Source organism: Rhodococcus sp. NPDC056506 (assembly GCF_042794945.1).
Lineage (GTDB): Bacteria > Actinomycetota > Actinomycetes > Mycobacteriales > Mycobacteriaceae > Rhodococcus_F.
This window is the reverse complement of sequence record NZ_JBHTSW010000031.1, coordinates 21,932-34,949: the sequence shown is the minus strand read 5'-3', so window position 1 is coordinate 34,949 and position 13,018 is coordinate 21,932. Positions and strand designations below refer to the sequence as shown.

Here is a 13,018-nt window from a genome sequence, read left to right as displayed (position 1 = left end):
TCGTCAGCCGAACTTTCGAATGGCGAACTCCGGCAACTTCTTCACACCGTTCGCGGTGCGCACGATCTTGTGATTTTTACCCCTCATCAAAGCCAGTTGGATCCGTGATTCGATCCAAAATGCCCAGCGAGGCGATCGGTTCCAGGTCCTGTGCAACAACGTCTTCGTTGCTGCGACGGCGTCCGGCGAGCGAGTCATGATCTGCGACAGCAGTTCCTGCGCCGGCTTGATCGGGTTGTCGCTGACTCCGCTCACGAAACCCCACTCGAGAGCTTGATTTCCATCGAACAGTTCCGCCGTCATGGCGAGGCGTTTCACGACATCCATTGCCGCGAGTTCGCGCGTCGTGACCGTCCCGGTCATGTCTGGAATCAATCCCCACTTCGCCTCCATTACCGAGAACGTGCAATCAGGGGTGGCGAATCGAAAGTCTGCGGCGAGCGCCAATTGCAGTCCCCCGCCGAAACAGTGGCCGTGAACGATCGCGATGACCGGCACGGGCAATTCGCGCCATACCCAGCACGCGCGTTGAAACAAGTTGGTCTTCTGACCTGGAAACTTCGCAAAGGCCCTTGCCATCCGCCTCGGTTGCTTGCCGGCAGAAGCAAAATCCAATCCGGCAGAGAATGCGTCACCCGCGCCTTGCAGAACTACGCCCCGAATCGAACGATCGCTCTCGATCGTTCGAGCGGCATTCACCAGCGCGTCGAGCATGTCCAGATCGAGACCGTTGAGTTTCTCCGGTCGGTTCAACGTCACGTACGCCACCGACTGCACTATCTCGACACGAACACGATTACTCACGGCAACTCCTCCGATTCGACATATCCCCGACGAACTTACCTGAGAGTAAGTTCTTCGGGGATTCGTCATGCCATCTCGGCGAGAAGTTCCATGGTCACTTGCCCGGCCGGGTCCGAATCAGTGGATGACGGCACGGCCACAACGGTGTCCACGCCCGCCGCTCGGTACGCCTCGAGTTGCGCGCGAGCGTCGGCCGCTGTTCCCACTATTCCCACCGTCGCCACCATGGCGTCGGAGACCTGACTCAAGAGCTCTCGCGGTGCGGCTCCGGCCCTCGCTGCCTCGATCACGTCCGCGAAGCCGGCACGGACGAACATGTCCGAGTACCCGGGGGCAGCGAGATACGGCACAAGCCCACGTCTGAGTTGATCGATCGACACCTGCGACGGTCCATGCTCGGCGACAGCAGCCGGTGCCCACACCGACACGACGGGCATGCCCGTTTTCAACTCGGCCGCGATCTCCTTGCATCGCGCGATCAGACGACCGGCCTGCTCCGCGCTCACCAGATTGAGCACCAGTTCGTCACCCAACTCCACGGCGGCCCGAAGCGCCTTGTCTCCGAATGCCGCAACGATCAACCGGCCGCCCGGCGGCTGAAGTCGCAGTCGGTATCCACTGGTGCGCACCACAGTGCCGGCGACTTCGCCGCGCTCGCCGTTCATCAGCGCTCGCACACCGCGGGTGGACTCCGCGAGCGCACGTGCTGCCCCGGATCTACTTCGCCCATGCCATTTTTCGACCACGACAGTGCTGGACGTTCCCAACGCGATCGACACGTGACGCCCGGTCAAGTCCGCTACCGACGCCGCCCCGATCGCGATCATCGCCGGATCACGAACCGTCACTGCCAGCGGACCGACCACCAACTCGGAGTGCTCGAAGCCGGTGCCAACCGACGTAGCCAGCGCAAATGCGTCGTACGTCGCCATCTCTCCCACCCACACTCGGCCGAACCCCAGTTTGTCGGCAAGACGCGCAGTGGCGGTCACCTCGCGCGGCGGACGGTCCTGCCACAACCCCAGGGAGATGTCGACAGTGGGCAATCGTTTCTTCGAAATCCCGCTACTCGAAATCGGAGACAAGACCCATTCCCTTCAACAGCGTCGGACGGTCGTAGTATTCGAGCCACTCGGTGATCCGCCCGTCTGCCATGGTGAGGATTCCGACAACAGGCACGACGCCGTGGGTACCGTCGAAGTGGAAGTCGTCGACTCTCTGCACGAAAACCCTGCCGCCGATCACGCCGAGCGACTCGATCTTCAGGGTGATCCGTTCACACTTGCTTGCCAGCAATGCAATTCGGCCCGCGACGGCCTCTTTGCCGACAAGCGGTTCCTGCATCACGCTGTGGAGCACACCGTCCTCGGCAAACAGGTCGACGACGCGTGTCCAATCCATGACGTCCCAGGCCTGGAACATCTCACGCGCCAGCGCAAGTTTTTCACTGTCGTTCATCACACTCATGCCACACTCTTCTGTCGAAGTTCACGCTTGAGGATCTTTCCGGTCGAATTGCGCGGCAATTCTTTCCGAATCTCCAGCCGTTCGGGAAGCTTGTACGACGCGATGCGCTTGTCCTTCAGGAACGCGACCAGAGCGTCCAGTTCGAGTTCCGTCTCGGGCCGCAGCGTGACCACTGCCGCCACACGCTCACCGAGCACTTCGTCGGGGTCGCCGATGACGGCCACATCCGCAACTGCCGGGTGCTCGGCGATCAATCCCTCCAGTTCGGCTGGGGCGATGTTCATTCCGCCGCGGATCACGAGATCCTTGCCTCGATCCAGGTAGCGGAGGAACTGCCCTTGATCACCGGCGATCTCGAAGATATCTCCGGTGCAGAGGAATCCGCGTTCGTCGAACGGCGACGGTCGATCGCCGAGGTAGCCGGCGAAGACAGTCGGTCCACTGATTCGCAACTCACCCGGGTGCCCGACTTCGGTGATGTCCTCGCCGGTGACCACGTCGACCAAGCGCACGTCCATCCAGTCCGAGATCCTGGTGCTCCAACGGAAGTTTTCGACACCGAAGCGGGGGAAGTACCGTGCGCGGTCGTCCGGATCCGGCATGTCCGCAGGCGAGGAGAGCAGACTGATGCCTTCGTTTGATCCGAAAAAGTTGATGACTCCGATTCCGTATCGCTCCTGCCATCCCCGCACCATCGGAGGTTGTAGTGGCACCGAACCCGAACCGATCCGAGTCAAGCTCGACAGGTCGACCGCCGCGAGCATCGACTCGTCGGCGAGCAGCATCCACAACAGCGCAGGCGGCGCTACCGTGTACGTCACTCGCTCGGCCTCGATCTGCCCGAGGAACACTCGAAGGTCGAACGGGTGGTGCTGTACCAGTACACATCCCGTGCGGAGCCACGGCAGGAACATTCCGTTGATTCCGGCCATGTTGACCATCGGGAACGGGTTCAACAAGACGTCGCCGACGACGATGTCGGGAGCGTCGATCGTGGCCCAGCAGATGGCCAGCCACTCGTAGTGCGAACGTGGGACCCCCTTCGGTTCGCTTTCGGTCCCGGAGGTCCAACAGATCGTCATCGCATCGTTGGGGTCGTTGGGATCTTCGGTGTTTCGTTCCTCCAGTTCACTGCGCTGTGCTTCGGTGGCAGTCCGAGGACTCAGTCCCACGACGCCGGCGGGAAGCTGAGCCGCAAGCTCGGACGCGGGAGCGTAGGCGAACACCGATCTCAGAGAAGGAATCCGGGATCTGATTGCAGCGATCTCCGTAGCGGGGAGTCTGTCACCGAAACTGGGTACGGTGACAAATGCTGCAAACGCCGCCTGGTTTGCCATTCCTTCCACTTCACGTTCGCGGTACTGCATCGGCAAAGGTGAGACCACGATCCCCAGCGACCACGCTGCAAGATAAACCTCGACCAGTTCGACGGTGTTCGGCATCTGCACGCCCAGAACATCTCCCCGGCCCAAACCCACCTCGGAGAAGCGGGCAGCGAGCGCGATGACTTCGCTCTCCAGTTGATTCCAACTGAGGCGTCGTGGATCTCCGCCGGACAACTCGCTCCGGTTCGCCGGATCAACTACCGCGAGTTCGTCGCCGCGCACCCGCACCTGCGCCCGGAACACCTGATCGATCGTCTCGTCGGACCACCACCCCTTCGAGGTGTATTCGTCCACCTTGCCACGAGGATGCAATCCCCTGTGTGTCTTGTTCATGCGCGCACTCGCTTCAGTTCTCGTAACGGCCGGAAATATCGATCACGTCGCCCTGCTTCTCGAACGCCTGGGTAGCGGCATTCCACTCGAACGGCTGGAATGCCAGGATTCCCAGCGCATGATCGGCGGTCATGGTGAACTTGATTCCGTCGATGAACATCGGCGGGTGGTAGTCCTGCGTACGCGCGGCACTCATGATGGTGGCGCGAGAGAGTCCGTCTGAAGACTCAGCCGCCCGAGTGAAGTTGTCCACCAACAGGTCACCGATGGCCCAGCCGTTCACGGTGTAGCTGTTGGTCGGGGAATCGGCACCGTGAGCAGCTGCACCCGCTAGGTAGTCACGTACCGCCGCGTCGTCCTTGTAGAGAGCGTTATTGGGATCCTTGAGCCACACCATCACCTGCTGCCCGTCTGCAGCATCACCGGCGGGCGCGTACAGCGTCGCACCGTCGACGCAGTTCGACGGCTGAATCACGGTGTCGGGCTTCCATCCGACACGTCCGATCGCCTGAGTGATCGCGAGGCAGTCAGTGGTGACACCAGCTACCACCAACACCTCGGCGCCACTGGCCTTGAGGGTGGATGCCGCCGTCTTGGGGTCGGTCAACGCCTCCTCGGCAGCGATCTCGAAGTTGGTTCCTTCGATCGCCGACTTGAAGCCGTTGGCGATTCCCTGTCCAGACTCGGTCTGGTTCGTAGCCAATGCGACCTTGGCGCCGTCCGGATACTTCTTCTTCAGGCTCTCGACGACTACTTCCATCTCGATGCCCGGATCCGGGAGATACTCCGTTGTCCACGGGAAGTCTTCGATGACCCGGAACTCCGGCATCCCTGCCTGCGCAAACAGCAGTGGCACACAGGCAGTGGTCTGATCGTCCGCGATGGCGTTCAACTGGCCGGCTCCGAACGTGCCCAGAACGTCGACCTTGTCCTTCTGAATGAACTCTCCGACATTGGCTTTGGCCCGTTCCGGAGAGAAGGCATCGTCCTTGACCACCACGTCGAGTTTGACACCGCCGACACCGCCGGCCGCGTTCGCCACCTCGAACCGTGCTCGCATTCCTTCGATCACGTTGCCGACGGCGTCGGCGAGCGGGCCGGACGTCGGCCCACTCCATCCCACCGTCAGTTTGTCGGTGATCGGCGCTGCGGCACCGCTGGGATCGCTGCAGTCGTCGACTGAGACTGCACCGGCTGATGTCGACGTGTTGCTCTCTGCATCGGAGCTACCTCCGCAGGCCGTAAGGAGTAGTGCCGCAGCGGCGATGACTGCGGGAATCGTGGTCTGCCTTTTCATGTCGTCCAGTTCCTTGCTGTGAGTTGAGAGAAACGAGAGTGGGCGAGGGAGATGTTGTTCAGGTGCGAGGCTCGCCTTCGCGATACTTGGGATGATCTGCGGGAACCACGAGGACGAATCGTCGTAGGACGCTGTTGATCCGGCCGACGATTCCGTCCGGCATCAAGAACACGATCGCGATCAGCACCGCGCCGAACACCACTCCCGACACGGGGCCGTCGGTGACGCTTCCGGTGTAGTACGGCAGGAACACCACTGCCGTTGCTCCCACGATCGGGCCGAATTGGGTTGCGATTCCGCCCAATACCAGCCCGGTGATGAATTCGATCGACTTCATCAGCGAGAAGGATTCCGGCGAGAGCGCGCCGATGTACATCGTGAACAGCGAACCTCCCAGGCCGGTGATCGCGCCGGAAAGCCCGAAAGCGAGAATCTTGACCCGCGCGACGTTGATGCCGTTTGCGCTCGCCGCAATCTCGTTGTCGCGCACCGCGACCATCGCCAGACCGAATCGACTCTTGACGAGATTGCGAATCAGGAGCATGACAATTGCCAGCGTCACGACCGACACCCAGAAGATCCACAGATATGTGTCCGCGCGAGTCAAACCAGTCCATTTCGGCGGGACCAGCAAATTTGCACGAACCACCATTCCGGCAGCACCACCGGTCAGATCGCCGGTCTTGCGGATCACTTCGGGAAACGCCACAGCGACAGCGAGTGTCACGAGAGCCAGATACAGCCCCTTGATCCGCAACGACGGAAGACCGACGAGAAGCCCTAGTACGAAACATAATACGACTGCCATCGGGATCGTGGTCAACGGCGAGTATCCGCGATCGACGATCAGCACGCCGGTCGTGTACGCGCCGAGGCCGAAGAAGGCAGAATGGCCGATCGACAGCAGTCCCGTGTATCCGCTGACGATATTCAGTCCCGCAATGGCAATCGCGATGATGAAGACGCTCGTGAACTGCCCTACGCGAAACGGCGCACTTTGTGAAGCGAGAAGCAAAGCACAGACGGCTGCCACCAACAGACCAATTTGGAGTAACCGGTACGACGTCGATCCGACGACCACCACACGCGGCTGCCTGACCGCCTTTTCGGCGACGGCGGGTTCATTTCTCTCGGCAAGCGTCGTCATACCCGCTCCAGTTTCTTGGTACCGAACAGTCCATTGGGTCTGACGAAGAGGATCACCACGATGATCAGCAGAGCGGATGTCTGCTGAAGCGAACCGCCGATGGCCGAAATGTAGCCGCTGAGCATCGATTCCAGGACACCGATCGTCAACCCACCGACCACGGCACCGACAAGACTGTCGAGTCCTCCGAACAGTGCGGCCGCAGATGCTGCGATGAAGATCGGAAACATGGTCGTGAGACCGAGTTGTTGCGGCGAGAGCGGAGTGACCAGGACACCGGCCAGTGCGCCGATCGCTGCCGCAACACCCCAACCGATTGCGAGTATCCGGCTGGTCGGAACTCCGGCCAGGGTTGCCGATTCGGCGTTGTCCGCGACAGCGCGCATGTGCAGACCAACCCTGGTCTTGCGAAAGAGCAAGGACATCAACACAAGTAGGACAACCAGCGCCACGAGTACACCCAGCGCGTCGCCGTACACACGCGCACCGCCCACCGAGATGTAATCGGTCGGACCGTTGGGGAACGGACTCGGCATGATCTTCGTATCGCTCCCCCACAGCATTCCGGCCAACGAGTTGAGCCCGGTGAACAATCCCAGTGCCACGATCAGTACGGCCATGTCGCTTCTCCGCTGAACCGGCCGGATCAGCAGGCGCTCCATCAATGCACCGAGCAGGAAGCCGAGAGTGAGAGCCGCTCCGATCGCGCCCCAGATCGGCCAGGACATCGTCGTGAGCCACCACGCCACGAAGGTCGTGAACAGGGCCAACTCGCCCTGAGCGAAGTTGATCGTGCCGGTGGCGCGGAACACCACGACCAGTGCGAGGGCAAGAATTGCGTAGATGGACCCGTTGGTCAATCCGGAGATGAGTCGTTCGAGAAAGAGTGTCACCGTTTACTCCTGGTACCCGAGGTAAGCGCTGCGCACGACGTCGTCGGAACGAAATTCCTCGGGCGTTCCGGCAGCGACGATGGTGCCTACGTCGAGCAGGAAGACCTTCGACGCGAGTTTCATTGCGAGGTCGGCATTCTGTTCCACGATCAGCAGTGCAGTTCCGTCGCTGCGGTTGATCGCACCGAGCGTGTCGAACAATTCGGCGATGACGATGGGTGCCAGCCCCAGGCTGGGTTCGTCGCACAGAAGCAGTGTGGGACGGCTCATCAATGCGCGTGCGACCGCGAGCATCTGCTGTTCGCCGCCCGAGAGTGAGCCCGCCAGTTGCGTCGAGCGACGACCGAGTACCGGAAACGTCTCGCACCACCGCTCGATGTCGGCTGCGATCTCCGCCTTGTCCTTACGCAACGCAGCGCCGACGAGCAGGTTGTCGCGGACGGACAGTTGACCGAGAGTTCCGCGGCCTTGCGGGACGAGGCTCACGCCGGCAGCCACGGCGCGTTCCGGTTTGGACCCCAACGGCGAACCGTTGAAGGTGATCGTTCCCTGATGCGGAATCAACCCGGCCAGCGCACGCATCATGGTGGTCTTTCCGGCGCCGTTCGCACCGAGAACAACAGCGACCCCACCAGGCTCCACGTCGAGCGAAACCCCGTGCAGTACATTGCCTCGCCCGTAGCCGGCATGCAGATCGTCGACCTTCAACAGCGTCATGCGGCACGTCCCAGGTACGCGTTGATCACGGCGTCATCCTGCTGGATCTGCGCCGGAGTGCCCTCGGCAATCTTGTGACCGAAGTTCAGGGCGACAACGTGATCGGAGATCCCGAGCACCAATCCCATGTGGTGTTCGACCAGAAGCGCACCGAAGCCGAAATCGTCGCGGAGGGAGACGATCAGTTCTCCCAGTTCCTTGACTTCACTGTGCGTGAGCCCACCGGCAGGTTCGTCCAGCAGGAGTAGCGACGGCTCGGACATCAATGCTCGCGCCAGTTCGACGCGCTTGAGTGTTCCGAACGGAAGGCCTGCCGCAGGTGCGTTCGCGACGTCGACGAGTTCGAGGCGTTCGAGCAGATACCAGGCCTTTTCTCGCAGTTCTCGGACTCGAGCGCGCGCTGGAGGCCAGCCGAGAAGCCCGCTCGCCAGTCCGAAGCGACCCCGAGACGACCCGCCGACCATGGTGTTGTCGAAGACGCTCATGCCGCTGAACAGTGCGAGATTCTGGAAGGTTCGAGCGATCCCGGCCGAGGCGAGCGCATAGGGGCGCAGCCCGAGTAGATCGGTTCCCTGCCAGGTGATGACGCCCCGGCTCGGCTCGTAAATCCTTGTGATGCAGTTGAACAGCGTAGTCTTACCAGCGCCGTTGGGTCCGATGAGCCCGCAGATCTGTCCGGCGCGGACGTCGAAGCCGACGTCGTCGAGAGCGGTGACACCGCCGAATTCGATCGATACGCCGGAAAGCGTGAGCACGACCGGGTCATTCGCGGGTTGTGCGGGTGGTGTGGTTCCAAGCATTGGTTCACCTCCTCGTGACACTTCAATTAACAGTGTGATAGAGATTACTACAGTAAGCAGAGGCACTCCGTCAACGTGCGGCTCCGCTCCGGGGCCGAGAAGGGACATCATCGTGAGGTCCAACGACATTCGCGCAGTCGATACCGGCGGGGGCCCGGGCACTCGGGAGTACAGCCCGATCGAAGCCCTCGTCGCCAAGCAGGAAATCTACGAAGTTCTGGCGCGTTTCCTCCGAGCCGCAGATCGCGGCGACGTCGAGGACGCCCGGCAGTGCTACCTACCCGGCGCAACCGAAGACCACGGCGGGGTCTTCACCGGCACTGCCGACGAGTACGTCGACCACATCGCCGGGGCCATAACGCACCCGCGGTCGCTGACGACCCACGCCCTGACCAACGTCTTGATCGAACTCGACGGGGACACCGCACGGGTCGAGTCCTACGTGCTCGCATTCGCACGAATCAAGCACTCGGACGGCATAGCCGACACACTCACCTCGGCGCGCTTGATCGACCGCTTCGGCTTCGAGGACGGCAGGTGGGGAATCCGCCACCGCGCACTGCGGTGGGACTGGAACCACGACATGGCCACTACCGAAGGTTGGATCTTCGGGTTGCTCGCACCCGAATCGTCATTGAAGAAGAGCAAGAAATTTCCCGACGACCTCATCTACACCCGACAAGCCGCCGACACCCCACAGGCACAGGAGCACTCATGACTACGTTTCGCGGAACTCCGATAGCGGGCGCTACCGTCCTCGTCACCGGGGCCAATCGGGGACTCGGGCTCGCCTTCGTCCAACAGTCGAGATCGATGGGTGCAACCAAAATCTATGCGGGGGTGAGAAATCCCGACGAGGCACCGGCCGAGCTGCGAGCCACCGGAGCGCACATCGTCGAACTCGACGTGACCGATCCAGGGCTCGTCGACACAGCGGCCAGGGCCTGCGGTGACACCACTGTGGTCGTCAACAATGCCGGACTGTTCACCGGAAATCGGTTGATCGAGGCCGACGATCAAGCGGCTGCGCGAGCCGAGATGGAGGTCAACTACTTCGGGCCTCTGACGATGATCCGAGCCTTCGCGCCGGTGCTCGCCGCCCGTGGCGGAGGATCGATAGTCAACGTCCTGTCGGTGGCCGCAATCGCTCCGACCGCTTTCATGGGTGGCTATTCACCGGCCAAGGCGGCTGCTCTGTCGCTCGGCGGAATCGCTCGCGCCGAACTCGAACCGCACGGCATCACCGTCACGTCGTTGATCGTCGGCAGCGTCGACACCCGCATGGCGTCACATGTGCAGGGCCACAAGGAAAACCCCCTCGACATCGCGGCAACCGGACTCGCCGCCATGCAACGCGGCGAGTGGACGTGCGACACCGATTTCATGGCAATCGACGCACGTGCGCGCCTGGCCCGCGACCCGATTCGGTACGAACGCGGACTGGGCAAGCTCCTCTTAGCCGGCGAACTGACCACCCGATCATGAGCGATCCGATTCGTGTTGCCCAGTGGGCGACCGGCGCCATCGGCAAGACGGCGCTGCGCGGAATCATCGATCGTCCCGACCTCGAGTTGGTCGGCCTGTACGTCTACAGCGACGCCAAGGCAGGTCGAGACGCCGGTGACATCGCCAGACGCGCACCGACGGGTGTGATCGCTACACGTGACGTGGACGAGATCATCCGCTCGCGCCCACAGGTTCTCATCCACAGTCCGCGGTTGCAGATTCCGTACGAACGCCACGACGACGATCTGTGCCGTCTGCTTCGAGCCGGGATCAACGTGATCACGACGGCCGGGCAGCACTTCCCCCGCGCACACGGCACCGAGCGCGAGCACATGTTCGCCCAAGCATGTAAGGAAGGCGATTCGACGCTCTACGGGGTTGGTGTGAGCCCAGGTGTCATCGGCGAGCGATTGGCGTTGGCTCTGACGGGAACATCGATCGAACTCGACCGAATCACGATCGACGAGGTGCTCGACGCTCGCGGCATGCCCGACCCCGACTTCGCGTTCACCGTCATGGGAATGGGCTCGCCCCCGGAGGAACTGGACGGAACCGGGCCGTTGCCCTCTCTGTACGCGTCGCTGTACCTCGAGACCATCGCGTTCATGTGCGAGCGCTTGGGCGTCACCTACGACGAGGTCGTCTCCGATCACAAGGCACTTCCCGCGCGTACGGATCTCGACGTCGCGGCCGGACGCATTGCGGCCGGAACCGTCGGAACCACCGAATGGCGCTGGCACGCAATGGTCGACGGAAAGCAGTTCCTCACCCTCGCCATCATCTGGACCATGGAACCCGATCGCGAGGAATACGCGGAACGGGACCAATGGGAAGTCCACCTATTCGGCAAACCCGAGATCGTGATGACCGTCAATCTGGTCGAACCGCAAGATCCGAACAGTCGAACCACGGCCGGTCAATTCATCACCGCAGGCCCGGCACTACGCGCCGTCGAGCATGTACTCGCCGCTCCCGCCGGCATTTTCGAACCCCCTGTCTTTGCCCCCTTCAGATTGGAGCATTCAGCATGACAACTCAGCCGACGGCCGTAGTTTCGACTGCCACCCGTGAAACTTCCGCCCCTGAACCTTCCGTGAACGCGCTCCTGCCCGACGGACGTCCCGTACAGAATCTGGAAGACCTACTCCGCAGCCGGGCCATTGCGACCCCGGACAGCACCGCCGTCATCTCCGATGACGGTCGAACCAGTTTTCGCGAGCTGGACGTCGAAGCCAATCGAGTGGCGAATGCACTTCTGCGCGATGGTGTTCGACCCGGCGACCGGGTGGCGTACATCGGCGCCAACGCACCGTCCTTCCTCTCCACCTTGTACGGATCTTCGAAGATGGGCTCGATTCTGACGGCCGTCAACAATCGGCTGGCACCGGGTGAGGTCGACTACATCCTGAGCAACAGCGAGCCGACCGTCGTCGTCATCGGAGCAGGCGATGAGGGCCTCTCCGACGTCGCGGCGGCGGTCGGTAGCGTCCGAACCGTCGTCACAGTCGACGGCGCCGGAAACTCGGTCTCGTGGAACGACTGGCTGTCCGGTGCCGGGGACGAAGATCCAGGGTCGTCGCGCCGTCCCGACGACACAGCGCTGATCTTCTACTCGTCGGGAACCACCGGTCACCCCAAGGGAATCGAGCTCACCGGCGCCAACCTCGGCCGAGCCCTCGCCACCATGTATCACCTGCTCGATCTCGACACCGACTCCGTGGCTATGTGCCCGGTTCCGTTCTTCCACGTTGCGGGGCTCGGTCTTGCCCTCGTCACGACGCTCAGCGGTGGCGCTCTACTTCTCAAGACCATCGCCGGACCTCTCGAACTCGTCGCGCTGATGCAGGAGTACAAGGTCACGCATGCGGTCGCCGTTCCCGCGGTGATCAGCGTCCTGACCTCCCTACCTGCTGTGCGCGAGGCAGATTGGAGTGCCCTGCAGTTCCTGGTCTACGGAGCCGCGCCGATGCCACTGCCCCTGTTGCAAGATGCGACCAAGGTATTCGGATGTAGTTTCCTGCAGGCATACGGACTCACCGAGTCAACCGGCGGCGTCACCATGTTGACGCCCGACGACCATCGGGCGACCGACGAATCGACCGCGCATCGGTTGAAGTCCGTCGGGCAGCCGATGTTCGGCGTACCCATCCGCATCGTCGATCCCGTGACGCTCGAGGACGTCCCGGTCGGTAGCCGCGGCGAGGTCGTCATCGGCGGCGCTCACGTCATGAAGCGCTACTGGCGCAACGAGGCAGCGACGGCGGCCACCATGTTGGACGGAGACTGGCTCCGAACTGGAGACGGAGGATCGTTCGACGAGGACGGTTACCTCTACCTCCACGACCGTCTCAAGGACATGATCGTCTCCGGCGGTGAGAACGTCTATCCCGCCGAGGTGGAGAGCGTTCTCTCGGGGCACCCTGGAATCCGGGAAGTCGCTGTGGTCGGCGTTCACTCCGATCGCTGGGGTGAGACTCCCATTGCGGTGGTCGTTCGAGCCGGCGATTCTGGTGCCACCGAAGCTGAGATCATCGAGTGGTCACGCGAGCGGCTGGCTCACTTCAAGTGCCCCAGTGCAGTTCGGTTCGTCGAGGAGCTGCCACGCAACGCGAGTGGAAAGCTTCTCAAGACTCGCTTGCGGCAGGACTTCGCCTGAGTCCATGACAAGA

At 62.2% G+C, this 13,018-nt stretch carries 13 protein-coding genes; 4 read left to right on the top strand and 9 right to left on the bottom strand.

Going from position 1 to position 13,018, the window contains the following annotated elements:
- Positions 1 to 3: 3 nt before the first annotated feature.
- From ACFQ6H_RS21680 to ACFQ6H_RS21640, 9 genes are all read right to left on the bottom strand, one after another.
- On the bottom strand, positions 4 to 804 hold the full coding sequence (locus tag ACFQ6H_RS21680; RefSeq protein WP_378648515.1) for a crotonase/enoyl-CoA hydratase family protein: 801 nt from the start codon (positions 802 to 804) through the stop codon (positions 4 to 6).
- 65 nt (positions 805 to 869) lie between these two features.
- Positions 870 to 1,889: an LLM class F420-dependent oxidoreductase gene (locus ACFQ6H_RS21675; protein WP_378648513.1), complete on the bottom strand. Its 1,020-nt coding sequence runs from the start codon at positions 1,887 to 1,889 to the stop codon at positions 870 to 872.
- Positions 1,870 to 2,271, bottom strand: coding sequence for a nuclear transport factor 2 family protein (locus tag ACFQ6H_RS21670; RefSeq protein WP_378648511.1), 402 nt, complete (start codon positions 2,269 to 2,271; stop codon positions 1,870 to 1,872). Before ACFQ6H_RS21670 ends, ACFQ6H_RS21675 begins: the two co-directional genes overlap by 20 nt.
- Positions 2,268 to 3,989 carry a class I adenylate-forming enzyme family protein gene (locus ACFQ6H_RS21665; RefSeq protein WP_378648510.1) on the bottom strand — a complete coding sequence of 574 codons (1,722 nt, stop codon included), beginning with the start codon at positions 3,987 to 3,989 and terminating at the stop codon, positions 2,268 to 2,270. Before ACFQ6H_RS21665 ends, ACFQ6H_RS21670 begins: the two co-directional genes overlap by 4 nt.
- Before the next feature lie 13 nt (positions 3,990 to 4,002).
- On the bottom strand, positions 4,003 to 5,286 hold the full coding sequence (locus ACFQ6H_RS21660; protein ID WP_378543395.1) for an ABC transporter substrate-binding protein: 1,284 nt from the start codon (positions 5,284 to 5,286) through the stop codon (positions 4,003 to 4,005).
- Positions 5,287 to 5,344: 58 nt separating this feature from the next.
- Positions 5,345 to 6,433: a branched-chain amino acid ABC transporter permease gene (locus ACFQ6H_RS21655; protein WP_378648508.1), complete on the bottom strand. Its 1,089-nt coding sequence runs from the start codon at positions 6,431 to 6,433 to the stop codon at positions 5,345 to 5,347.
- Positions 6,430 to 7,326, bottom strand: coding sequence for a branched-chain amino acid ABC transporter permease (locus ACFQ6H_RS21650; protein WP_378648506.1), 897 nt, complete (start codon positions 7,324 to 7,326; stop codon positions 6,430 to 6,432). Before ACFQ6H_RS21650 ends, ACFQ6H_RS21655 begins: the two co-directional genes overlap by 4 nt.
- Positions 7,327 to 7,329: 3 nt before the next feature.
- Positions 7,330 to 8,043 (bottom strand): ABC transporter ATP-binding protein, encoded by a 714-nt coding sequence (locus ACFQ6H_RS21645; protein WP_378446353.1) that lies wholly within the window; start codon positions 8,041 to 8,043, stop codon positions 7,330 to 7,332.
- Complete coding sequence (locus tag ACFQ6H_RS21640) at positions 8,040 to 8,843, bottom strand: ABC transporter ATP-binding protein (protein ID WP_378532487.1); 804 nt, start codon at positions 8,841 to 8,843, stop codon at positions 8,040 to 8,042. Before ACFQ6H_RS21640 ends, ACFQ6H_RS21645 begins: the two co-directional genes overlap by 4 nt.
- Positions 8,844 to 8,955: 112 nt before the next feature.
- Between ACFQ6H_RS21640 and ACFQ6H_RS21635 the strand changes: the two genes are divergently transcribed.
- Genes ACFQ6H_RS21635 through ACFQ6H_RS21620 form a run of 4 tightly spaced genes read left to right on the top strand, consistent with a single transcriptional unit; the run spans position 8,956 to position 13,005 of the window.
- Positions 8,956 to 9,561, top strand: coding sequence for a nuclear transport factor 2 family protein (locus tag ACFQ6H_RS21635; protein WP_378648504.1), 606 nt, complete (start codon positions 8,956 to 8,958; stop codon positions 9,559 to 9,561).
- A complete protein-coding gene (locus tag ACFQ6H_RS21630) occupies positions 9,558 to 10,328 on the top strand; it encodes an SDR family oxidoreductase (protein WP_378648502.1) in 771 nt (256 codons plus the stop codon). Before ACFQ6H_RS21635 ends, ACFQ6H_RS21630 begins: the two co-directional genes overlap by 4 nt.
- Complete coding sequence (locus ACFQ6H_RS21625; protein WP_378446350.1) at positions 10,325 to 11,380, top strand: dihydrodipicolinate reductase; 1,056 nt, start codon at positions 10,325 to 10,327, stop codon at positions 11,378 to 11,380. The genes ACFQ6H_RS21630 and ACFQ6H_RS21625 overlap by 4 nt, the downstream gene beginning before the upstream one ends.
- The gene (locus tag ACFQ6H_RS21620; RefSeq protein WP_378648500.1) at positions 11,377 to 13,005 is read left to right on the top strand and encodes a long-chain-fatty-acid--CoA ligase; all 1,629 of its coding nucleotides are present in this window, start codon (positions 11,377 to 11,379) and stop codon (positions 13,003 to 13,005) included. Before ACFQ6H_RS21625 ends, ACFQ6H_RS21620 begins: the two co-directional genes overlap by 4 nt.
- The last annotated feature ends 13 nt before the right edge of the window (positions 13,006 to 13,018 follow it).

Excerpts from the sequence above, each read along its gene's own strand:
- ACFQ6H_RS21640 (WP_378532487.1), bottom strand. The coding sequence starts at position 8,843 with ATGCTTGGAACCACACCACCCGCACAACCCGCGAATGACCCGGTCGTG.
- ACFQ6H_RS21655 (WP_378648508.1), bottom strand. The coding sequence starts at position 6,433 with ATGACGACGCTTGCCGAGAGAAATGAACCCGCCGTCGCCGAAAAGGCG.
- ACFQ6H_RS21670 (WP_378648511.1), bottom strand. The coding sequence starts at position 2,271 with ATGAGTGTGATGAACGACAGTGAAAAACTTGCGCTGGCGCGTGAGATG.
- ACFQ6H_RS21645 (WP_378446353.1), bottom strand. The coding sequence starts at position 8,043 with ATGACGCTGTTGAAGGTCGACGATCTGCATGCCGGCTACGGGCGAGGC.
- ACFQ6H_RS21665 (WP_378648510.1), bottom strand. The coding sequence starts at position 3,989 with ATGAACAAGACACACAGGGGATTGCATCCTCGTGGCAAGGTGGACGAA.
- ACFQ6H_RS21620 (WP_378648500.1), top strand. The coding sequence starts at position 11,377 with ATGACAACTCAGCCGACGGCCGTAGTTTCGACTGCCACCCGTGAAACT.
- ACFQ6H_RS21630 (WP_378648502.1), top strand. The coding sequence starts at position 9,558 with ATGACTACGTTTCGCGGAACTCCGATAGCGGGCGCTACCGTCCTCGTC.
- ACFQ6H_RS21660 (WP_378543395.1), bottom strand. The coding sequence starts at position 5,286 with ATGAAAAGGCAGACCACGATTCCCGCAGTCATCGCCGCTGCGGCACTA.
- ACFQ6H_RS21625 (WP_378446350.1), top strand. The coding sequence starts at position 10,325 with ATGAGCGATCCGATTCGTGTTGCCCAGTGGGCGACCGGCGCCATCGGC.